The 20,818-nt window shown below is 36.4% G+C and carries 22 protein-coding genes; 9 read left to right on the top strand and 13 right to left on the bottom strand.

Annotated features, from left to right (window positions below; translation table 11 throughout):
- Positions 1-42: 42 nt before the first annotated feature.
- On the bottom strand, positions 43-999 hold the full coding sequence (locus M3175_RS03855; RefSeq protein WP_251514811.1) for an HD-GYP domain-containing protein: 957 nt from the start codon (positions 997-999) through the stop codon (positions 43-45).
- A gap of 300 nt (positions 1,000-1,299) precedes the next feature.
- On the opposite strand from M3175_RS03855, the gene cspD reads away from it, so the two are divergent.
- A complete protein-coding gene (gene cspD / locus M3175_RS03850) occupies positions 1,300-1,500 on the top strand; it encodes a cold-shock protein CspD (RefSeq protein ID WP_066047720.1) in 201 nt (66 codons plus the stop codon).
- 49 nt (positions 1,501-1,549) lie between these two features.
- Here the strand turns inward: cspD and M3175_RS03845 are convergent, their stop codons facing one another.
- A complete protein-coding gene (locus M3175_RS03845) occupies positions 1,550-1,729 on the bottom strand; it encodes a zinc-finger domain-containing protein (RefSeq protein WP_371321649.1) in 180 nt (59 codons plus the stop codon).
- A 15-nt stretch (positions 1,730-1,744) separates the two neighbouring features.
- Positions 1,745-2,404 (bottom strand): reverse transcriptase-like protein, encoded by a 660-nt coding sequence (locus M3175_RS03840; RefSeq protein ID WP_251514810.1) that lies wholly within the window; start codon positions 2,402-2,404, stop codon positions 1,745-1,747.
- 186 nt (positions 2,405-2,590) lie between these two features.
- Here M3175_RS03840 and M3175_RS03835 point away from each other — a divergent pair, with 186 nt between their 5' ends.
- Positions 2,591-3,004, top strand: coding sequence for a reverse transcriptase-like protein (locus M3175_RS03835; protein WP_251514809.1), 414 nt, complete (start codon positions 2,591-2,593; stop codon positions 3,002-3,004).
- Positions 3,001-3,933: a DMT family transporter gene (locus tag M3175_RS03830; protein ID WP_251514808.1), complete on the top strand. Its 933-nt coding sequence runs from the start codon at positions 3,001-3,003 to the stop codon at positions 3,931-3,933. Before M3175_RS03835 ends, M3175_RS03830 begins: the two co-directional genes overlap by 4 nt.
- 16 nt (positions 3,934-3,949) lie before the next feature.
- Here the strand turns inward: M3175_RS03830 and M3175_RS03825 are convergent, their stop codons facing one another.
- Both M3175_RS03825 and M3175_RS03820 read right to left on the bottom strand, forming a co-directional pair.
- Positions 3,950-4,216, bottom strand: a complete 267-nt coding sequence (locus tag M3175_RS03825) for a DUF6123 family protein (protein WP_251514807.1) — start codon at positions 4,214-4,216, stop codon at positions 3,950-3,952.
- Between the two features lie 65 nt (positions 4,217-4,281).
- Positions 4,282-4,743 carry a divergent PAP2 family protein gene (locus M3175_RS03820; RefSeq protein ID WP_251514806.1) on the bottom strand — a complete coding sequence of 154 codons (462 nt, stop codon included), beginning with the start codon at positions 4,741-4,743 and terminating at the stop codon, positions 4,282-4,284.
- A 106-nt stretch (positions 4,744-4,849) separates the two neighbouring features.
- Between M3175_RS03820 and sspL the strand changes: the two genes are divergently transcribed.
- On the top strand, positions 4,850-4,993 hold the full coding sequence (gene sspL / locus M3175_RS03815) for a small, acid-soluble spore protein L (protein WP_119708888.1): 144 nt from the start codon (positions 4,850-4,852) through the stop codon (positions 4,991-4,993).
- Positions 4,994-5,030: 37 nt separating this feature from the next.
- Here the strand turns inward: sspL and M3175_RS03810 are convergent, their stop codons facing one another.
- From M3175_RS03810 to M3175_RS03790, 5 genes are all read right to left on the bottom strand, one after another.
- Positions 5,031-5,927, bottom strand: coding sequence for a 5'-3' exonuclease (locus M3175_RS03810; RefSeq protein WP_251514804.1), 897 nt, complete (start codon positions 5,925-5,927; stop codon positions 5,031-5,033).
- 73 nt (positions 5,928-6,000) lie between these two features.
- Positions 6,001-6,600, bottom strand: a complete 600-nt coding sequence (locus M3175_RS03805) for an MFS transporter (protein WP_251514803.1) — start codon at positions 6,598-6,600, stop codon at positions 6,001-6,003.
- A 99-nt stretch (positions 6,601-6,699) separates the two neighbouring features.
- Positions 6,700-10,362: a dynamin family protein gene (locus tag M3175_RS03800; protein WP_251514801.1), complete on the bottom strand. Its 3,663-nt coding sequence runs from the start codon at positions 10,360-10,362 to the stop codon at positions 6,700-6,702.
- Between the two features lie 300 nt (positions 10,363-10,662).
- The gene (locus tag M3175_RS03795; protein ID WP_251514800.1) at positions 10,663-11,226 is read right to left on the bottom strand and encodes an isoprenylcysteine carboxyl methyltransferase family protein; all 564 of its coding nucleotides are present in this window, start codon (positions 11,224-11,226) and stop codon (positions 10,663-10,665) included.
- Positions 11,226-12,317, bottom strand: coding sequence for a type III polyketide synthase (locus M3175_RS03790; RefSeq protein WP_251514799.1), 1,092 nt, complete (start codon positions 12,315-12,317; stop codon positions 11,226-11,228). Before M3175_RS03790 ends, M3175_RS03795 begins: the two co-directional genes overlap by 1 nt.
- Before the next feature lie 302 nt (positions 12,318-12,619).
- Here M3175_RS03790 and M3175_RS03785 point away from each other — a divergent pair, with 302 nt between their 5' ends.
- A complete protein-coding gene (locus M3175_RS03785; protein ID WP_251514798.1) occupies positions 12,620-13,075 on the top strand; it encodes a chemotaxis protein CheX in 456 nt (151 codons plus the stop codon).
- A 25-nt stretch (positions 13,076-13,100) separates the two neighbouring features.
- On the opposite strand, the gene M3175_RS03780 is transcribed toward M3175_RS03785, so the two are convergent.
- Positions 13,101-13,874, bottom strand: coding sequence for an SDR family NAD(P)-dependent oxidoreductase (locus M3175_RS03780; RefSeq protein ID WP_251514797.1), 774 nt, complete (start codon positions 13,872-13,874; stop codon positions 13,101-13,103).
- Between the two features lie 467 nt (positions 13,875-14,341).
- Between M3175_RS03780 and M3175_RS03775 the strand changes: the two genes are divergently transcribed.
- The 4 genes from M3175_RS03775 (at position 14,342) to M3175_RS03760 (ending at position 17,170) form a co-directional block, all read left to right on the top strand.
- Positions 14,342-14,557 (top strand): methionine aminopeptidase, encoded by a 216-nt coding sequence (locus M3175_RS03775; RefSeq protein ID WP_251514796.1) that lies wholly within the window; start codon positions 14,342-14,344, stop codon positions 14,555-14,557.
- A gap of 314 nt (positions 14,558-14,871) precedes the next feature.
- Positions 14,872-15,021, top strand: coding sequence for a cytochrome c oxidase subunit 2A (locus M3175_RS03770; protein ID WP_119708897.1), 150 nt, complete (start codon positions 14,872-14,874; stop codon positions 15,019-15,021).
- Between the two features lie 23 nt (positions 15,022-15,044).
- Complete coding sequence (locus tag M3175_RS03765; protein WP_251514795.1) at positions 15,045-15,521, top strand: cytochrome c oxidase subunit II; 477 nt, start codon at positions 15,045-15,047, stop codon at positions 15,519-15,521.
- Entirely contained in the window at positions 15,521-17,170 is a 1,650-nt protein-coding gene (locus M3175_RS03760; protein WP_251514794.1) for a b(o/a)3-type cytochrome-c oxidase subunit 1, read from the top strand. The genes M3175_RS03765 and M3175_RS03760 overlap by 1 nt, the downstream gene beginning before the upstream one ends.
- Positions 17,171-17,259: 89 nt before the next feature.
- Here the strand turns inward: M3175_RS03760 and M3175_RS03755 are convergent, their stop codons facing one another.
- Both M3175_RS03755 and M3175_RS03750 read right to left on the bottom strand, forming a co-directional pair.
- The gene (locus M3175_RS03755; RefSeq protein WP_251514793.1) at positions 17,260-18,783 is read right to left on the bottom strand and encodes a carboxypeptidase M32; all 1,524 of its coding nucleotides are present in this window, start codon (positions 18,781-18,783) and stop codon (positions 17,260-17,262) included.
- A 101-nt stretch (positions 18,784-18,884) separates the two neighbouring features.
- On the bottom strand, positions 18,885-20,795 hold the full coding sequence (locus M3175_RS03750) for an ATP-dependent DNA helicase (RefSeq protein WP_251514792.1): 1,911 nt from the start codon (positions 20,793-20,795) through the stop codon (positions 18,885-18,887).
- Positions 20,796-20,818 lie beyond the last annotated feature (23 nt).

Genomic DNA, 20,818 nt, shown 5'->3' with positions numbered 1-20,818 from the left:
TTTCAAATTTTCCTTATAAAAATATATGCTAGAGCCTACACCTTATTCATCGTTTACTACTTTCTCAATATTTAACTCACGATTCAACTTGAGGTCGATGATTTGATCTTTTATTTGCACAAGAGTCCGGAGAGGGTCATACCGATCAATCATCAGGATTTTCCCAATACTTCCGTCACTTAACATAACGGATCGACCAATAATACTGTCCATTAATTTATACAGAAATAAAAGGGTAATTTTAGCATCTAACTTTCCGAATGCATGATCTTGAAGTTGTCTTAACGCCGAATAAAAGGTCAACGGCTCTTGATATGCACGTCTAGATAACATCGCATGAAACATATCAGCTATCGCCACAATTTTGGAATACAGATCAATTTGATTACCTTCAAGTCCCTTAGGATATCCCCTTCCATCCTCACGCTCATGATGATGAAGAGCCACAAGAGCCACTCGGTCACTTAAATGATCCATCTTACGGAGAATTTCATATCCATAACTAGTATGAAGCTGTACTTCCTCGTATTCTTCCTTTGTAAGCTTTCCTTTTTTATTTAGAATAAATGGATTAATCCTCGTTTTACCTATATCGTGCAATGTTGCTCCCATTGCTAACTCTCTTAGTTCTCCTTCCGAGAGCTTTAACCATTTACCAATCATCAAGGAGATAATCCCTACCCCAATGGTATGTTTGTATGTATATTCTTCCGATTTGTTTAGTTCATAAAATAAGTGATATATATGAGGGATTTCTGAAGCTTGAGAAATTATAGGAAGGATTTCTTTTTCTAATGCACTTATATTTAATTCTTCACCTAGCATTATATTTGAAAAAATTAATTCCACTTGCTTTGATGCTTGATTGATTTTTTCTGTAATGTTTTTTATTACCGCTTTATTTGAGTAGCCATATCGTATCTGGTTCTCTGCCTCACCATTTCCGAATTTTTCAAGTATATCATCTATCTCTTGCACAGTTAAATGCTCTTTCTCCATCGCTATCCCTCTTCTCCTATCAAGGATATGTATCTATTTAAATCATACCAAATTCCTTTTTAGTAGAATAGGTATTTTTTCCATTTCAAAGATGATTTTCATAGGTGAAAAGTCTTTCAAAATGAGAGAATTTCTAGCGATAATTTATTGACTATTCACATATATTTCGTGTATATTAGAAGCATCATTAAACAGAATATATTTCCTTACTTGTTACATTTAGTTAAATATGTTCGGCTTGATGGTAATATATACTTGGGGACCTTATGTGTCTTGAAAGGCTTAGGAGGAAAAGTTTATATGCAAAATGGTAAAGTAAAATGGTTTAACAATGAAAAAGGCTTTGGATTCATCGAAGTTGAAGGTGGAGACGACGTATTCGTACACTTCTCAGCAATCCAAGGTGAAGGATTTAAGTCATTAGAAGAAGGTCAAGAAGTTTCTTTTGAAATCGTTGAAGGAAACCGCGGACCACAAGCTTCTAACGTAGTTAAGCTATAATCCAATATACTATTAGTAGGCTGGCTTTTTGCCAGCCTTTATTTATTAATTATGTTAGTCTTTTTCCCATCTCTTTTATTTTCTCCCCAACGGTACAACTAGTAATACAAAATCGATGTGCGTATCTTCTACCCTTTTCATCTTTGTGATGCTTATGTAGGAAACATTCCTTACAATAACGGCCCATTAATTCTTCTACTTCTCGTAATATTTGTTGCCTACTCAGCATAATCCCCACCTTTTATTAAATCACCTGCATCTTACTATGAATAGACTTACCTTCTAAAGCTTGGGTCGCCAATTTATCACTTTCTTTATTATCTTTTCTTGAAATTGCTTCATAACGAGGAAGTAAGCCTAGTTTTTTTATTTTTTCTTCTATCCGATCAAGCCAGCGATTTAAATTTTCCTCGTAACACGGCCATTCTCCTTCTAGCTGTTTCAGAACCACCTGTGAATCTCCTTTAATATCACAAGGGAGCTTTGTTACCCCGAGCTCTTCTAACAGATCAAGAGCAAAGTACAAAGCTGCATATTCTGCTTCATTGTTTGTCTCCATCTCATCAATTACTTCATTTGCACGAAGGCGGAATTTCTTTTTTCCTTGTTTATAATAAATGACTGCACCAATACCTGCCCGATTGCTGGTTACGTCATGTCCCCCGTCAAAGTAGACAATAACATCATGGGGTTCCTCCTCAATTTCTTCCGATAGCTTTTTCAATTCCTTAAAGGTCCACGTTGAGCCCATTTCATCATGAAATTCTAAATCCAGTACTTTTCCCGTTTTCTCAAGTTCTTCACCAGCAATTATTGCATCCTCAGCTGACAAAAAATCATTAGTAATTAAAGCTAGGGGATCAATATTTTTTATTTTATATTTATACTCTAATTTATATTTCATACTTTTCATCCTCTCTTTATAAATAGCTGCTTTATACGATGTTTTTATCTTTTCCTTTTTAAAGAAAAAGTTACAAAAGATTGGTATTTTGATTACAGCGCTTTATCTGACAATTCCTACGCTTATTCAAAAAATATGTTAAACTAGCTTATACTATGTAAAAATCACGTTTATTGGAGGAAATCAATGATTGAAGTATACATTGATGGCGCTAGTGCTGGCAATCCAGGTCCTAGTGGGGCTGGTATTTTCATTAAAGCGAATGGCAAAGTAGAACGCTATTCTATTCCATTGGGTGTAATGAGCAACCATGAAGCTGAATATTATGCTTTTATTGAAGCATTAAAAATATGTAAAAAGAATGGATATCAAGTTGTCTCCTTTCGGACGGACTCAGAACTTGTTAATCGAGCTGTTGAAAAGGAATTTGTGAAAAACAAGCAATTTGCTCCTTTGCTTGAAGAAGCCTTAACTCTTTCTAAAGATTTTGATTTATTTTTCATGAAATGGATTCCAAGTTCAGAAAATAAATCAGCAGATGATCTCGCCCGAGCAGCTATTCGAAAAAATGAAACCATCAAGGAGAACGAGGACATATGAAAAAGTCGTTATTTGCAGACATTAGTTTACTTTTGGTTGCCCTTGTGTGGGGTTCAACTTTTGTGCTCGTTCAAAATGCGATTGCATCCTTACCACCAAATGCATTTAATGCCATCCGTTTTTTTATCGCTGCACTTATCCTTGGCGGTTGGCTAGTGATATTTGAACGTAAACAATTACTACAACTAAATCGATTTATCCTTACATCTGGTATATTACTCGGAGGATTCCTATTCGCGGGATACGCTTTTCAAACAGTTGGGTTGCTTTATACATCATCCTCTAAAGCTGGTTTCATCACTGGACTAAGCGTTGTACTCGTTCCGCTCTTTTCTTTATTTTTACTGAAACAAAAGCCAACAAGAAATGCTTTAATCGGAGTGGGAATTGCAACGATTGGGTTATACCTTCTAACTTTATCAGATATGACAGCATTAAATAAGGGGGATGCATTTGTCCTAGCTTGTGCCATCGGTTTTGCCATGCATATCATCTTCACGGGTAGGTACAGTGAAAAATTCCCCACTTTGTTGCTGACTGTTATTCAAATTTTCACAGTGTCTGTTTTGTCAGGTTTATTAGCGTTATTTACTGAAGATTATTCTTTAGCAATTCGTCTAGATATTCTTGGACAACAAGATGTCCAAATTGCTTTACTTATTACTTCTATATTCGCAACAGCTATAGCCTTTTTTGCTCAAACAAGCTTTCAAAAATATACGACCCCAACAAGAGTTGCCTTAATTTTTGCCATGGAGCCTGTGTTCGCTGCCATTACTGCTTATATTTGGGCTGATGAAAGACTAACAACCAATGCGTTATTTGGCTGTATATGTATCTTTGCTGGAATGATCTTTGCCGAACTGCCAGTGAAAAAAAGCACTCCATATATACCGAAAATAAGCAAGCGATATAGAAAAAGCGTGTGAATCTCACACGCTTTTTCTATATTGTCAGCAGCTCGGCTTCTCTTATAAATTGATAAGCCTCTTTTTTCGTTTTAATTTGATTTGACATAAGCCATTCAAGTAGAGACACATAAAAGCTACCATCAAAGCTTTTTTGAGCCTTTAGTGTGACTTCGATCGCCACATTTGCTAGTTCATCAGAAGCACCGGTATAATTTTTTCCAAAATAAATAAAGCCAATCGCATCATCCTTTAGAAGGAATCCTTTGTCTAATAAATGACTTACGTACTCTTCCGTACTCAAGGTTCTCTACACTCCCTATGATTGCTTCACATCTTCTTGATTTTATCTCATCAATCGACATTTTTCTATCTTTTTCTATCCATTAAATAGCCTAAAGTCCCGGTTAATACCCCAAGAAGCGCTCCACCCACTACTTCTTCTGGCTTATGACCAAGCATTTCCTTCAATTTATCTGGGGCCTTTTCTTCAAAATGCACGGGTTGTTCATGATTCACTTTATCAAGTAAATCATCCAAGTCATTCACTTTTAATGTAAGCTCACCCGTTTGCCTTCTTATTCCCTGTGCATCATACATAACAATTAATCCATAAACAAGAGACAAAGCAAAATCAATGGTCGGTAAGCCACGCTTTAAGGCAATATATGTTGTTAAGGAAGCGACACCAGCGGAATGAGAGCTAGGCATCCCACCCGTTTGAAAAAACAAATCCGGTCTAAACTCCTTCTTCCTCCAATAATGAATAGGAATTTTTAATCCCTGCGCTAAAGCTATACTCGAAAGCGCTATATAGACACCTTTATTCACATTTTCTCACCTCCTTTTTATTGTGAAGAAAGGAGAGTGAGATTATGCAATTAGGTAATAATATTATCGTTAAAGCTTTAACAACTTTATATTAGGAGGAATGAAAATGGGAGGAAAAAACTCACATACAAACCGTGGTACAAAAGCTCCTGGTGTGAATCCTCAAGGATACGGTCAGGATGCTGAATTTACACCGAATCCGAAAAGTAAATTAGAAAATAGAGCAAAGAAAAGCAATACTAAGATTTAATTTGAAAAAGCTGCCCTAATTAACGGGCAGCTTTCGATTATGCTAATATTTGCTGGTCTGGCAGTAAACGATCCAGCCCTCTAAACTCAACCTCTTTAAACTTTGTTAGAACCTTTTCCTGGTTGAATTGGAATACAGTTTCCTCGTGTGAGAAGGAAATCGGAACGTCACATTTGATTTCAGCAAGCTTTCTACTTAAATAAAGCATGTCCAAATCCTGCTCTATTTTTGTTTTTTGCCCTTTAGTAAGCAATTGTAAATTTGAGACAATCCCCTCAACATGCTCAAATTGTTGAACTAACTTAAGGGCTGTTTTTTCACCAATTCCTTTTACACCTGGATAATTATCACTAGGATCACCCATTAATGCTTTTACATCAATCATTTGCTTCGGGAGAATTCCCTTTTCTGTATAGAAGGAGTCAGGGGTATGAACGGCATAATTTCCATACCCTTTTTGAAGCAATATGACCTTAATTCGCTCATCTAACAATTGCAGAATATCACGATCTCCTGTTAATATGCTAACCTCAAAATCGTTCATCGAAGACTTGGCAATTGTACCAATACAATCATCTGCTTCATATCCTTCTAACCCGATATTAGGAATGTCAAATGCACTAACTACTTCCTTGACTAAATCGAACTGGGGGATCAATTCAACTGGTGCATCTGATCGATTTGCTTTATAATCTGTAAACATTTCGTTTCGGAATGTTTTGCTTCCCATATCCCAACAAACAGCTACATGGCTTGGCTTAAAGGTTGATATCGCAGTTAAAAAATGTTTTACAAAACCATGAACACCATTAGTAGGTATTCCTTTAGAATTTATCATAAATTGACCCGATACACTTGTTGCAAAAAATGCACGAAATAATAGTGCCATTCCATCAACTAGTAAAAGGGAACGATCTGTAGACTGGTTTGTCATTCATGGTCCTCCTCTTAGAGCATAATTCCCATTATATCATGAAAATTAATAATCAAAGATGGTATTGTTTTCTTTATTGTGTTCTCTTAACTTCAATTCCTTGTTTCTCTAACTCATAGTACATAGCCATTTTTGCTTTCCTTACATTTTCATTCAACAAAAAAGTATAACTTTTATCGTTTGAAAAAGTAAGGGTAAGTGTCCCGCTACTCATCATTCCGTTTTTGACGATTGCTTTTTCTTCTGCGGAAGTAATGTCCTCCCATGAATATTTCTCATCATCAAAGCTCAAAAAGCGATTTAGGACTATGCCTGATTGATTTGCATAATGATATTGATTGATACTCAATACAAAGACCAAAACACTTAGTATATACCCCACCGCTATTAAGCCCTTCATTCTTTTAGTCATCTTATCTTTATAGATAGCAATTGCTGTTCCTATTAACATTGTTGCTACAAGAAGAATTCCCCCAATAAAGGCATAATAAGCATTTTTAGGAGGCTCAAAAAACCACTCCCCACTTGGTTTATAAAGTAAAAATTGGATCGGAGGAAGAAAAAACAAGGCAATAAAGATAGATCCAAGAATTAAAATAATAGCTATCGGAACTAACATTTGCGTATAGTCGGTTTTTTTCTTTTTCGTAACAGTATATCCACTAGAAATCATATGTACCCCCCAAAAAATTAGAATTTTTTCACAATTTTAATTATAGCGATAAAAAATAAAAAATAAATCCCTTTTCAAAAAAGGGATTTATGACAGTTGTTATTTCCTTAATAGTTCCTCTAGCTTAATTTCTGTTTCCTCTAGCATATTAATAGAGGTTTCATCGTTAAGTGCAGACCGTAACCCTTTATAATAGTCAAGGCACTCTCTACTAATTTGTTCCTTTAGTTGATCGATCTCAGAATTCATCACTGTTTGATAATGCTCCTTTAATCGTTGACTTCCTTCCTCCACGTAACTGTTCGCTAGTGGAGACAAAATGGCTTCTAGTTCCTCCATCATTAGTCGTTTATCGTTCCTCTCAAAAAATGATTTTGGATTTTTAAAATAGCTCAATGCCTTTTTAAACAAGGAAGCCTCCAAATTCTCAAAAGCATTATGAAACTCAATGCTCTTCCACGTACGTTTCTCATAAGAATGAAAGGATATATCTTTATTGATCTCACCAATCGAGCCCTCTAGTTGCTGTTCAACTTCTACCACTAGCTTTCCAATGAATGACTCAATTCTTAATGAAGTCGCTCGTAATTCTTGAGCAAAATCATATCCAATACTTGTTAAAAATTCTTCAAGTCCTCTTTGTAGCGCCTGTTTCATACTTCTTCCATCATCCTTTAATAGAGATGGATTAAATGCCTCTTTAAAGAAATCATTAAATCGATAAAATACTCTTTGCTTAATATAAAAGGCTAACTCATCTGTTTCTAAATTTAATCTTTTTTGAGAATTTTTTTCTTGATCATCTTTACGAAGCAGATTTCCAATAGCTATCTCTTGAGCCTGTAGAGTTAACAAGTAAGATTCCTTTTCTTCCAGGTTCAGTTTCGCATTATGGATAAAAGTATTAAGTACAGTATTCACTCGTTTTAGATCTGACAGGGCAGAGTTTAGGGCAATCTCGGTTAAATCGTGTTCAATAAACGAATAGAATCTTTCTTCGAATTGCGCCAAACGAGAACCTTCTTGTATCTCTTCTATTTTTTCTTTTAAGCCTAACATGCTTGAGACTGGATACACATGAGGCATACGAATTCCATATTGAATTAATTGCTCTGTTACGTAACCAAGAACTTCTTGGACTTCTTCTTCATCACGCGCCAAGTCAATTGCATTTACAAGAAAGAACATCTTATCCATCGAAAAGGTGTCCTTCACTCGACCAAGCTGTATTAAAAACTCTCGGTCAGCTTTTGAAAAGGCATGATTATAATAGGTCACAAACAGTATCGCATCTGAGTTTTTAATATAGTCAAAAGCGACACCTGTATGTCGTGCATTTATAGAATCTGCTCCAGGTGTATCGACCAGTGTAATTCCATTACGAGTTAGTTCACAATCATAATACAACTCAATGCTTTCTACAAAACACGATTTTTCTTCCTTTGCAACGTAATCAGCAAATTCTTCTAACTGTGTTTGAAGGGTTTCTCCGAAGTGATTTTTTGCAAACTCGTATCCCCGTAAAAATGCCGTTAGAAAAGAATAATGAACCTTTCCTTGAACATCTAACAACGTATCTGTAGGATCTATTGATTGGATTACTTGAACTGCATGGTCTAATGACCTCGCCGAAAGCTCAAACAAGTGTAAAGACCTTTTTACTTCCTCAAGTAAATTGTCTGCCTTTTTAAAATTTACTTTTACTAAACCGTGCTTATTTTCTTCTGTAACAGGCATGATTTTATTTATTGCTGCAGTAGTTGGATTTGGAGAAACCGGTAAAAGCTTTTGGCCTATTAATGCATTCGCAAATGAAGATTTGCCTGCACTAAAAGCACCGAAAAGAGCAATTGTAAATCCTCTATGAGCCAATCTATCGGATGTTAATGTCAGTTCCTCTGAAGTGGTTTTAAATCCCGGTACATCGTTTAACAAGGTCGCTGCTGTCTTCAGCTTTCTTATGACATCTCTCACCTGGAGTCCAGCCTCTGTTGTCTGAATCTCTTCTGTAGGTGTTTCTATTGTCTTTTCTACCATTTTAGGTGAATCTACAGCTTCATCTTTTTCTGTAGAAGTCATGATTTCAAATTCTTCATTCACAGTAAGAAGTTTTTCTATCTCATGAACTCTTATTTCATCTCTCTTGATATTTTCAGTTACCATTTGTTCCATTGTATCTCTGGACATTTTTTGGCCATTCATTATGGTTTTTAACTCTGACCATGTATGATTAAAATCTCTTATGACTTTTAACTCTTCCTCCCATTTTGAAGCCTTTCTGCTCATCTTATCACCTTGAATTTTCAGGAAATCCTCCATAAATGGTTCAAGTTCTCTCCTGGCAAGGTTTTTCAAGCTTTCTGCTAGATCGTTTGTATAGTTCAAAACGTATTCTCCAGACAGTCGTGCATCCTTCTTTTCCGCCTTTAATAGAAACTCTGATGTAAACGGCACAGAATATTCCTGGATTTTCGTTAGTAAATCAGCACTATTGATGTCTTCCTGCTTTAAAAAGCGAGTAATCGCATCTTTCAAATGCCATTCAAGTTGCGATTTTACTTTCTCTTGCATATCAGAAAAAAATGCATGTAATCTCTCCTGGCGTTCTTGTTCTGTCTTATTCTTAGAAAACAATAATCCAACTTTAAATTCTCGCTGCCTCGACTCAAGAAATTTTTCTGCCAGTTCTCTCGTTTGAAACGGCATTAAATAAGCATTTTTTAAAATATCTATAATAATAAGCTCTAACTTCCTCTTTTGTTCAGTCAGTGCTTCCACTTGTATGTCTAATTGCTGTTGTAGCTCTACTACTTTATCTTGTAAATTATTTCTTTCCCCTTCTGGTACAGCACTTAATTTTTGTTCAAGCTTTTCCATTGTATCTTTGTTCTGATTGAACTCGAATACCATTTGTTCTTGAATAAGCTTATTGAGAGAATTTGTAACTGAGAGTTCCAACAGCTGATCCTTCATAAGGACTTTTTCAGCAATAAACGATTGTAGATCTTTTAACTCATTGTGGGGATGGGTTGGTTCCTTTAGCGTCGTATAAAATATACGACCTGGTTTCACTCCCCATGAAGCAAAAGATTCTTTTACACTTTGTTGAAACTGAAGAAAACTCAGCTCTTCCTCACGATGTTTATCGATTTGATTAACAACTAAGAAAACTTCCTTTCCTTCTTCGGTTAGTTCCTTTGTGAACATGAAGTTAACTTCAGATTGGACATGATTATAGTCCATGCAATAAAACACAAGATCCGCTAGATGTAGAGCTGACTCTGTAGCGATTCGATGAGCATCATCTGTTGAGTCAATCCCTGGTGTATCCAATATCGCTGTACCAGATGTTAGCTTCGTGTTACTCTTGCTTATCTCAATTGACGTTATTTCGTCTCCATTTTTGCAATACGTCTTAACCATGCTATAGTCGTAAGGTGCCTTATAGTATAGTGGTCTTCCTTCGTTGAAATAGACCTTCGCGTAGTCCTCCCCTGCTTTCACTTTTACTAAATTCGCACTCGTTGGAATAGGGCTGGAAGGAAGAATATTTTCACCAATTAAAGTATTAATCATGGTGGATTTTCCCGCTGAAAAGTGACCACAAAATGCAATAGCATATTCTCTCTCTTGAAGTTTAATAGCTAATTGTTTTGCTTTTTGTGCCGTTTCTTCGTTTCCCCTTGAAAGAAAATATGTATGTAGATTGGCAATACGTGATAGTGTACTCTGTGTATCATGTTGAAAGATTGTATTTGACATGGTTCTACCCCTTGTTTAAACTTTTTCCTCTTTATTTTAACTGATTTTTCACGCATTTCCCAAATAAAAAAAAATCAGGTTACCAATCACCTGATTTTTATTATTTATTTAATTGAATAGCTTGCGGTTTGCTTATATTCTTTAACACATGCTTCATTAACAATCCATAAACGACAACTGTTCCGCCAATAAAAATCGTTACCATTTGCCAACACCGTCCTCTTTAATGAGAGTGATAATTATTTTCATATGAACACTATATCACGAATGATAATCACTATCAATAAACTTTCTGAGCATTCACATTTTTTTCATAAACGGTAACGGGAGCAATCGGTTTGTTTTATGAAATACCTCATTGTATTTTGTGTGTTCACAAAGAGCCCTTTCCTCAGCTGGAATGCGTATCATTAAGATAAGAGCATTAAGGAGTGAAAAAGCTATAAGTGTTCCGTATGCTTGAAAAAGAAGTGGAATCACGAAAAATTCTACGGTCACAATTAAATAGTTTGGGTGCTTGAGAAACTTATATGGACCTTTTTTAATAACTGTAGCATGTGGTACGACGATTATTTTTGTATTCCAATACTTTCCTAAAGACAACAGCGCCCAAATTCTTCCTATTTGTGTGACCAAAAACAAGCTAACCAGCGCTGGCCAATATGGAGAGATTACACGTTCTTGTACTAACACCTCAAGACAAAGTGATATAAAAAATAATGCATGGACAAGAACAATAAATACGTAATGTGTTTTCCCGAATTCTACCCCACCCTGCTCTTTCATCCATTTCTCATTTCTTTTAGCGACTGCTAATTCACAAATTCGCTGAAAAATCACGAATGTAAGAAATAATAAGAACATTATGTTTCCCTCCATTGTAAGAGAAGTAATTCTGAGCTAAAACCAGGTCCTAATGCCGTTGCAAGCCCCAAATCATGTTTTTTTGCCACTTTCATCGTCCGATTCAAAACATATAAAATGGTTGCTGATGACATATTCCCGTAATTCTTTAACACATTTGCAGATATTTCTAACATTTCTGCTGGTAACTGCAATGATTTTACGTAGGCGTCTAGAACCTTCTTTCCTCCTGGATGTGCAATAAAATGCTGAAGCTCTTCAAGTTGGCAGCCATTCTCCATAAGAAAGCTATTTACATTGGGCTTTAACCATTTTTCAATAATAGATGGAATATCCTTAGAAAAAACAACATAAAGTCCATTTTCTTTTACTTCCCAACCCATTACATCTAGCGAGTCCTTCATGGTTGTTGACCTTGTTGCAAATATCGTTGGATAGGCGGTTAATTGACTGATGTTTTCCTTTTGTACTTGATCTCCTACTACAAGAGCACATGCTACTCCGTCGGCAAAAAGGGATGACCCAATCAAGTTACTTTTGGACAGATCGTTTTTTTGGAATGTTAAACTGCATAATTCAATTGTAAGCACAAGTACTTTGGCAGTGGGAAAAGCGAGGCAGTATTCGTATGCTCTTGATAATCCAGAAGCTCCCCCTGCACAGCCAAGACCCCAGATAGGAATTCGTTTCGTATGTATCGAAAATGGAAGGATATTCATAATCCTTGCTTCTAAACTAGGGGTTGCTAAACCAGTACTTGATATAGTAAAAATTGCGTCTATGTCTTCATAATCTATTGGTTTCTTCAAATAATCTTTATTTTGCAGACAATTTTCTATTGCTTTTGTACCTAACTGTATAGCTGTTTCTATATATGCATCATTTTTTTCCTTAAACGACCTCTCTTTTGCAAACCATTCAATACTTCTAGCAAAATGTCGTTTTATAATTTGGCCGTGCTGAAATGCCTGAAGCAATCTTTCAATATCGTGAAATGCATCTGTAAAAAGTTTTCGAGAAAAATTCATCACTTCAGTTTGTGTTATTTCGTATTGCGGGGGTGCTTCACCTACTGATAGGATTGCTGGCATTGCTTTGCTCCTTCCATGATCACCATATTAAGGATACTTTTTCCAAAAACAGGAGATTTATACATGAAAAAAACTCCCTACTAGAGTAAGTAGAGAGCCATCCATGTCTTGAAGGAGTTGCTGTGCTCTTTCATTATAAGTTGATTTCCGCTTCAAATCACTAGATAATTTTTACCATAGAAATGAATCAAAAGAACTACTTTAATTCCCATTATTTTTTACTATTGAAAATGAGAAAACCATGTTATTTTCTTTAGTATCTATGATAATATAAAGATATTCGACTAGTTGGAGGAATATAAATGACTTTATCAAAGCAAGTAACAGATATATTAAACGGGACTATCGATTCAGTTAAATCCGTTCTTCCATTTGACCTAGCCGTTGAAAAACCATCTCTTTTTACACAGCCTTTTACACAGCATTCGATTGGTGTTTTGATTGGAATGACCGGAGATGTTAGAGGTCGAATTATTATTGATGGAAATGAACAGGTGTTTGGTAAGATCGGAGAAGGAATGTTCGGTATGGCTTTAGAAGGAGAAATGCTAGAGTCCTTTGCAGGAGAGTTAGGAAATATGATTGCAGGGAATTTATCTACAACGATTTCACAAAAAGGTCATGAAACGGATATTACCCCACCTACAGTTTTGGTTGGAGAAACAAAGGTTTACGGATTTGATAAGGCATTCCGTTTACCAATCAATATTCAAGACTTAGGAACGATTGAACTAATTATTATGGTAGAAAATAAGTAGAGAGGATTTGCCTCTCTACATTTTTTTAAAATCCGTGAATGGTCATACCGCCATCAACAAAAATGGTTTGCCCACTAATATAATTTCCTGCTTCAGAAGCTAGCATGACGACAGGACCTACTAGTTCTGGTAATTCTCCGACACGATTTAAAGGCGTAACGGCTAAAATATCTTCTACATACTCTTTGTTAGAAAGTAAGGTTTCCGTTAAAGGTGTTTTGAAATACCATGGACCTATGCTATTCACATTAATATTATGAGGACCCCATTCTAATGCAAGCACCTTGGTCATTTGAATCATGGCCGCTTTTGTTGCCGCATAAACGACACCTGTTCGTAAGGCAACATGCCCAGCAACAGATGAAATAGATATGATTCTCCCCGCTGTTCCGTACTTCTGCATCACTTTACCAACTTGTTGTGACATCATAAAGGCTGACTTTAAATTCGTATCCATAATCGTCTGCCACTCTTCCTCTGTAACCTCAAAAGCTGTAGAACGAATATTCATTCCTGCATTATTGATAAGAATATGTATTTCTCCCCACTCACTTTCCACCGTAGAAACAGCTTTTAACACTTCCTCTTTTGAGGTGACATCTGTTGGTATAACGAGGACCCTCTTGCCAAGAGAACGAATGATTTCAGCAGTTTCCCTTAAATCGCTCTCGGTACGAGAAAGTAAGGCAACATCTGCCCCTGCTTCTGCAAGACCAATGGCTAGTGCTTTTCCAATTCCTCTTCCAGCACCAGTAACTATCGCATGTTTATTATCTAATTGAAATGATGGTAAGTACACAATGATCCCCCTTTACATTCATATATGAATCAACATATCAAACGATAGGCAAAAAGAAAAGGAAAAAGGGTTTCTTTTTCCTTTCATCATATTACTTCTTGTCTTGTTGTCTTTGCACCTCTATATAAATCTCTTTACACACCAATTCACCGCAAACCAGACAAACTACCTTCCCATCATAAAGGGTTCGGCAGTGTTCACAATAGTATTTCACCATATATTATCCCTCACTATTTCTTACTGACCAATATTACTATCAGTATATTTATTCTTCATACAAGAGGTTCCTACAAGCAGTCTAAAAGCTTCAAGAATAATAATAAATATGAAAAATCCATGGTGAACATAACCATATCCAAATACCAATTATCAACAGCACCTTAACACCTCTACCTTAATAATATGTATAGAGGTAACCCCATTAGAAATAATAGGAACAAATAAAGTTTTTTAGGTGGTGAATCATCTTGGGAATCATTCAAGCCTTCTTTAATTGGCGAGAAGGAAAGTATCAGGAGCATCTGGAAGCCATGTATGAGGAAGATAAGTGCCCTCAATGTCACGGGAAAGGGTATCATGTGCATCCTCCAGTAGGAGAATTCATCCCATATAACCATATCTTTGATTGTGAAGGCTGCGAAGGATCAGGATCTTATTCAAAGTGGGATAGTACAATCGTGTAACACACTCTAGGTTTCTAGGGTGTGTTTTATTGTGTAATAAATATCACTCATCTACAAATGCTTTTATAACGACATTCGTAACCGTTATCATATATTTTTAAAATTTATCTTCTTCACAAATGTTTCACATTTCAAGAAAGCTGAATGTGATTTAAATCACTGTCACAATAACTTTTCACTACTATCATAGTAAATACATAACAATTGAACAATTTGTGAAATCAATGAAAGCTAATGGAATTGGAACAATTGTCTTGTATTATGAAATTGTAATCATTTATTTATTGTGAAACCTTGGGGAGGGAGTGAGGGTTATGGCGAAAATGGAACTCAACCGAAAAACAAAGACGGAAATAGAGGATAGCTCTTCTTTAAAGGGCACATTAGCTTCCGTTTTCCTATTAGGATTCTTTCTAATAGTAACATGGGTGAGCGTTTACTTCTTATTTTTAGATCGTTTTTAAGAGAGAAAGGGGATACAGTTACCATGCACATGCATAAGTTTGAAAAAATTTGGCTGATATTTGGGATTGGGACACTTCTAGTTTTCCTAACCGTTTTAGGTGTTAGTGCCTTTTATCTCGGAAATCAACCACCAAGCTGCTTAGCAACAATAAATCCTGAAAAAGTTGATACAACTGCACCATTCAACGAGCCAGGACTTAAAAAAGTTGAGGGCAAAGACTGGGATTATGAATTAGTATATGTAGCTCAAGCTTTCGCTTATTCTCCAGGGGAGATTGAAGTTCCACTTGGAGCAAAAGTAAAGGTAATTGCAACAACAAAAGACGTCATTCACGGATTTCAAGTTGCTGGAACAAATATTAACATGATGTTAGAGCCTGGTTATATAAGCGAGTATGTCACTACCTTTGACAAAGCTGGAGAATACTTAATTTTATGTAATGAATATTGTGGTTCTGGACACCACATGATGACGTCTAAAATCAAGGTGGTGGAATAATGAATACATTAAATGCGAAAATTGATCCTCGTGATGGAAAATTAGTTATGGCCCATTTTTATGTGGCATTCATTGCTTTGGCTGTGGGTGGGCTGGCAGGTCTTCTGCAAACATTAGTACGTTCTGGAAAATTTGTATTACCTGCAGGAATTGGCTATTATCAAATATTAACAGTTCACGGTGTTGTGCTCGGATTGGTTTTAACAACATTTTTCATTATGGGCTTTCAAATTGCTGCCACAAGTCGTACATCAGGTACATTATCCAATCTTCAAAGAAAATTAGGTTGGATCGGCTTTTGGTTAATGACTGCTGGCACGCTAATGGCAGCCACAATGATTCTACTAAATAAAGCTTCTGTATTATATACCTTCTATGCGCCATTACAAGCACATTTTATTTACTACCTGGGTCTAACTCTTGTTGTGGTAGGTAGCTGGGTAGATGGAGCTGCAGTACTAGGTAAATATATTAGCTGGAGAAAGCAAAACCCTGGTCAGCCAAGTCCTTTAATTACGTTTATGGCTGTTGTTAATACCATGTTATGGATTGTCGCAACAATCGGTGTTGCTGCAACCGTTTTATTCCAATTACTTCCTTGGTCACTCGGGATTGTTGATCGAGTGGACGTTCTAGTTAGCCGTACACTATTCTGGTATTTCGGACATCCACTTGTTTATTTCTGGTTATTGCCTGCCTATATGGCATGGTATGTAGTCATTCCAAAAGTAATTGGGGCAAAAATCTTCTCTGATTCACTAGCTCGTTTGTCCTTTATCTTATTCTTACTATTCTCTATCCCTGTTGGTTTTCACCATCAGTTAATGGAGCCTGGTATTGATCCTGCTTGGAAGTTTTTACAGGTTATCTTAACCTTTTTAGTTGTCATTCCATCATTAATGACCGCCTTCTCCCTCTTTGCCACTTTCGAAAGCTATGGTCGCTCGAAAGGAGCAACCGGACTCTTCGGATGGTTTAAGAAGCTGCCTTGGGGAGATGCAAGATTTACAGTGCCTTTTATCGGAATGCTTTCATTTATACCTGCAGGTGCAGGTGGACTGGTGAATGCTTCCCATCAATTGAACCAAGTAATTCATAATACAATTTGGGTTACTGGACACTTCCATTTAACACTTGCAACCGCCGTTGTTTTAACTTTCTTCGGTATTTCTTACTGGCTGGTTCCACATGTAACAGGCCGTGTATTAACAAAAGCAATGAATAAACTTGCAATTTATCAAGGTGTTCTTTGGGCAATCGGTATGACCTTTATGTCAGGTGCGATGCACGCAGCTGGATTACTAGGTGCACCACGACGTTCTTCTTTTTCAGAGTATGGGGGAGCTGCGCAAGCGACTGAATGGATACCGTATCAAATCGCTCAAGCTGTAGGTGGCACAATCCTTTTCGTTGCAATTATTCTAATGCTTTACATTTTTGTGAATTTAGCATTTTTTGCACCAAAAGGAGAAGAAGAATTTCCAATTGGAGAAGTTAGTGATAAAGCTGAAAAATCACCAATGGTATTTGAAAACTGGAAACTTTGGCTAGGAATTACTGCTTTATTAATCTTGTTCGCTTACACCATACCATTTATAGATATGATTCAGAATGCTCCAATTGGTTCAAAAGGTTATAAATTATGGTAATAACAAACAGCGCCTATTAATGGGCGCTGTTTGTGGTTTCAACAGGTAATTCATATTGCTTTAAGCGAACTAATTTTCATCCTACGTAGTTATTTTTTTATTTTATAAATTCTCTCGTATTTACTATAAAGATAGTTAATTAAATAGGAAGCGTTCAGGCCTTCTCCCGTAATATCTTTAATCAATTCAAGAGGTAGCTTCATTTTTCCATGCTGATGAATATTATTGGTTAACCACTCTTTTATTGGTAGAAGGTTCCCCTCCTCAAGTAGTTGCTCATAGTGGGGAATATCACATAACATGGCATGTTTTAGTTGAGCAGCATAAATATAACCAAGCGCATAGGACGGGAAGTACCCAAAGCTTCCATCCGACCAATGAACGTCTTGAAGAACACCATTTGCATCATTATCTGGAGTAATCCCTAGGTATTGTTCATATTTTTCATTCCAAACTTTAGGCAAGTCCTTTACTTCAATTTCATCATTAAAAATCCCTTTTTCAATTTCGTACCTGATCATAATATGCAATGCATAAGTTAGTTCATCCGCTTCTATGCGTATGAGCGACGGCTTCGATTCATTGATCGCTCGGTAAAATTGTTCAATCGAAACATCTTGAAACTGTGCAGGAGCGTATTCTTTTAGCAAGTCAAAATTACCTTTCCAAAAAGATAGACTTCTACCAATAAAATTTTCATAAAATAAAGATTGTGATTCATGAATCCCCATGGATGTTCCTGTACATAAAGGAGTTCCGATTAATGCGGGAGAAATATTCTGTTCATATAATGCATGTCCTGCTTCGTGTATCGTACCAAATATAGCTGTACGGAAGTCTTTTTCATCATACTTCGTTGTCACACGAACATCCCCTGGATTTAATCCAGTCGCAAATGGATGTACCGTTTCATCTAATCTACCCGAGTTAAAATCATAGCCAACTTTCTTTAGGATTTCCAAGCTAAATTCTCGCTGATTTTCCTTAGAAAAATGTTTATACAGAAATTGTGTATTTGGCTTGTTTTCTGATTCCTTTATTTGTTGAACTAAAGGAACGATTTTTTCTCGAAGCTCACTAAATACTTGATCAAGAATGTCGACTGTAATACCAGGCTCATACATATCTAGCAGAGTATTATATTTATTTTCCGTGTAACCCCAATAGGTTATAAATTTTTTTGTCATATCAACTATCTTCTCGAGGTATGGTTGGAACATGGAAAAGTTTGAAGCATCCTTTGCCTCTTCCCATACTGCCTCTGATTTCGACTGAAGGATCACAAATTCTTTGTATTCTTCAGCTGGAATTTTTTTGTTTCGATCGTATTCCTTTTTACATTCAGCAACCGTTTTTTTAGTTATCTCACTCAGTTCATTATCATGTTCCATATTAGTAAGATTTGCTATGTATGCAGCCATTTCCTCAGATGTTGACATTTTAAACACTTCACTAGACAGCATACCAATGACTTCTGAACGCTGCTCCATCCCTTTTTTCGGTGCTCCCGTTCGAAGATCCCAATATATAAGTCCAAGCGCTTCTTTATACGCACCCATTTTTTTAACATAATCCAAAAACTCTCGTTCCATCTGCTTTATGGCAGTAATCATCCTGTCCCCTCCTCGAAAACCTTCTTGCAAAAATTTTATCATAATTTTCAGGAAAAATCTTGGAAAAACAAGAAAGGAGCAGAGTATGATCTGCTCCAAGCTTACTTTGATACCGATACAGGCAGGACGGAATGTACGAGATCAATTATTTTTTGAGACTCGTTTTGGTTCATTAAAATATGCACTTTTCCTTTGTCTTCATGTGTACGTATTAAACGACCGATACCTTGACGAAGTCGGAGAAGCATATACGGGATATCGACCTCTTCAAAGGAGTTTTCTGTACTCTCCCTTTTCGCAGTAAATACGGGATCATGAGGTGGAAAAGGCAGAGAAAAGATGAATACATTCTCTAATGAAGATCCTGGAATATCAAGCCCTTCCCATAAATGGGTGGAGCAAAGTACAGCACTCTCTTCCTGTTGAAATTTCGAAACTAACGTACTTATTTCGGCATCTCCCTCAAAATAGATAGAGAAAGCAAGTTCTTCTTGGAGATGACGTTTGAAAAATTGTTGTTCTTCCTCATTGGAGAACAGAACTAGACCTCTTCCTCCGGCTTCCTTCAATTGCGTAACAGTATACATACATTTTTCATCAACTGAGGTAAAGTTAGGCATCTGTATTTCCATCGCTTCTTCATAATTAAACGGTGAATTTACACGGAAAGATAAAAAATCATCAATACCAAGACTTTTTGCAATGTATGAAAATGAGCCATTTTCGGAAAGTGTTGCAGAAGAAAAAATGAATGGCTTTTTCTGTGAAAATACCTCTTCACGCATGATATCTTCCACCATTCTCGGCATAATCACAAGCGTTCGTTTTCCTTCATGTTCTTCAAACCAAATGATACCTTTAAGTTCTTTTAAAAATAAACTTAATGAATACGTTATCTGCTCGAGATAGCCTTCGACAATCTTTAGATCATATTCGTTAATCACATATAATTCACTTTCAAAGACAAGTTCTTCTTCCAGATCTGATAATAAAGAGGCAAGTTGTTTCCCCTTTGCTAACACTTCCGGTGTTTTTTTAATCATCTGCTTATTAGAGCCAACAGTCTTTTCCGATGCGTCATGTAAAACTTCAAAAAATCGTTCACTAGCAATAATGGATTCATCTATTAGGTTAAGTGTCTTATCCCTTACATCATTAGCGGTTAGACGCTCCAGTAATGTTTCAAGTGTTTGTTCTGTTAACTTATACGTTAAAGCCTTCTGACTAGCATATTCTAAGAGATGACCCTCATCAAATACGACGCATGAGCTTTCAGGTAAAAGCGGAAGCTGTCCTTCACGTTTTCTTGCTTCCTTAGTCCAAATATGCTCCATATAAAAATCATGCGAACAAATAATTAAGTCCTGTGAACTTCTGTAATAATCACGGTGCAATGTTTGTCCACATCTATGTCGCTGATCACAAGAAAAGCAGTCCTGTAAACTATCCCATGCTATTTCGTTCCACTGCTCGTTAGACAGCTGTGGAAAGTCCTTACGATCTCCGTATCGTTCAAAGGACTGCATCGATATTCCTGTATGTACAAAATCAGGTAATTGATGGAACACATCCATATGTACATCGGAAGAAGCAACAGATTGATCTAGTTTATTCAAGCACAAATACTGATCTCTTGATTTAGCTAAACGAACGTCAATATTGAGCTGTAACGCTTTTTCAAGCTTGGCGATATCTCCTTCTTTTTTGACAAGCTGTTCGATCAGTGTTTCATCTGCACAGGCAATAATTGCCGGTCTGTTTTTGTAACGAGCATAACAGATCGCATATAAGAGGTAAACAATCGTCTTTCCCGTACCTACACCCGCTTCTGCAAACATCACTTTATTTTCTTGAAAGGCTTTTTCTAGTTGAAATGCCATATAGATTTGTTCGTCACGTACTTCAAAGCCCTCTTCTGGCAGTAAATCGTAGAACACATCCCCAATCCAATCCCCTAATTTCTCAAAAAAGGATTCAGATTTAGATAGGGTGAATGGTAGCTGTTTTTGCAAAAATAACCCCTCCTGTACTTTAT

Origin of the sequence: Robertmurraya korlensis (genome assembly GCF_023715225.1) — a bacterium.
Classification (GTDB): Bacteria; Bacillota; Bacilli; order Bacillales; family Cytobacillaceae; genus Robertmurraya_A.
This window is presented reverse-complemented; position numbering and strand designations above follow the sequence as displayed.

Excerpts from the sequence above, each read along its gene's own strand:
- M3175_RS03855 (WP_251514811.1), bottom strand. The coding sequence starts at position 999 with ATGGAGAAAGAGCATTTAACTGTGCAAGAGATAGATGATATACTTGAA.
- cspD (WP_066047720.1), top strand. The coding sequence starts at position 1,300 with ATGCAAAATGGTAAAGTAAAATGGTTTAACAATGAAAAAGGCTTTGGA.
- M3175_RS03845 (WP_371321649.1), bottom strand. The coding sequence starts at position 1,729 with ATGCTGAGTAGGCAACAAATATTACGAGAAGTAGAAGAATTAATGGGC.
- M3175_RS03840 (WP_251514810.1), bottom strand. The coding sequence starts at position 2,404 with ATGAAATATAAATTAGAGTATAAATATAAAATAAAAAATATTGATCCC.
- M3175_RS03835 (WP_251514809.1), top strand. The coding sequence starts at position 2,591 with ATGATTGAAGTATACATTGATGGCGCTAGTGCTGGCAATCCAGGTCCT.
- M3175_RS03830 (WP_251514808.1), top strand. The coding sequence starts at position 3,001 with ATGAAAAAGTCGTTATTTGCAGACATTAGTTTACTTTTGGTTGCCCTT.
- sspL (WP_119708888.1), top strand. The coding sequence starts at position 4,850 with ATGGGAGGAAAAAACTCACATACAAACCGTGGTACAAAAGCTCCTGGT.
- M3175_RS03810 (WP_251514804.1), bottom strand. The coding sequence starts at position 5,927 with ATGACAAACCAGTCTACAGATCGTTCCCTTTTACTAGTTGATGGAATG.
- M3175_RS03805 (WP_251514803.1), bottom strand. The coding sequence starts at position 6,600 with ATGATTTCTAGTGGATATACTGTTACGAAAAAGAAAAAAACCGACTAT.
- M3175_RS03800 (WP_251514801.1), bottom strand. The coding sequence starts at position 10,362 with ATGTCAAATACAATCTTTCAACATGATACACAGAGTACACTATCACGT.
- M3175_RS03795 (WP_251514800.1), bottom strand. The coding sequence starts at position 11,226 with ATGTTCTTATTATTTCTTACATTCGTGATTTTTCAGCGAATTTGTGAA.
- M3175_RS03790 (WP_251514799.1), bottom strand. The coding sequence starts at position 12,317 with ATGCCAGCAATCCTATCAGTAGGTGAAGCACCCCCGCAATACGAAATA.
- M3175_RS03785 (WP_251514798.1), top strand. The coding sequence starts at position 12,620 with ATGACTTTATCAAAGCAAGTAACAGATATATTAAACGGGACTATCGAT.
- M3175_RS03770 (WP_119708897.1), top strand. The coding sequence starts at position 14,872 with ATGGCGAAAATGGAACTCAACCGAAAAACAAAGACGGAAATAGAGGAT.
- M3175_RS03765 (WP_251514795.1), top strand. The coding sequence starts at position 15,045 with ATGCACATGCATAAGTTTGAAAAAATTTGGCTGATATTTGGGATTGGG.
- M3175_RS03760 (WP_251514794.1), top strand. The coding sequence starts at position 15,521 with ATGAATACATTAAATGCGAAAATTGATCCTCGTGATGGAAAATTAGTT.
- M3175_RS03755 (WP_251514793.1), bottom strand. The coding sequence starts at position 18,783 with ATGATTACTGCCATAAAGCAGATGGAACGAGAGTTTTTGGATTATGTT.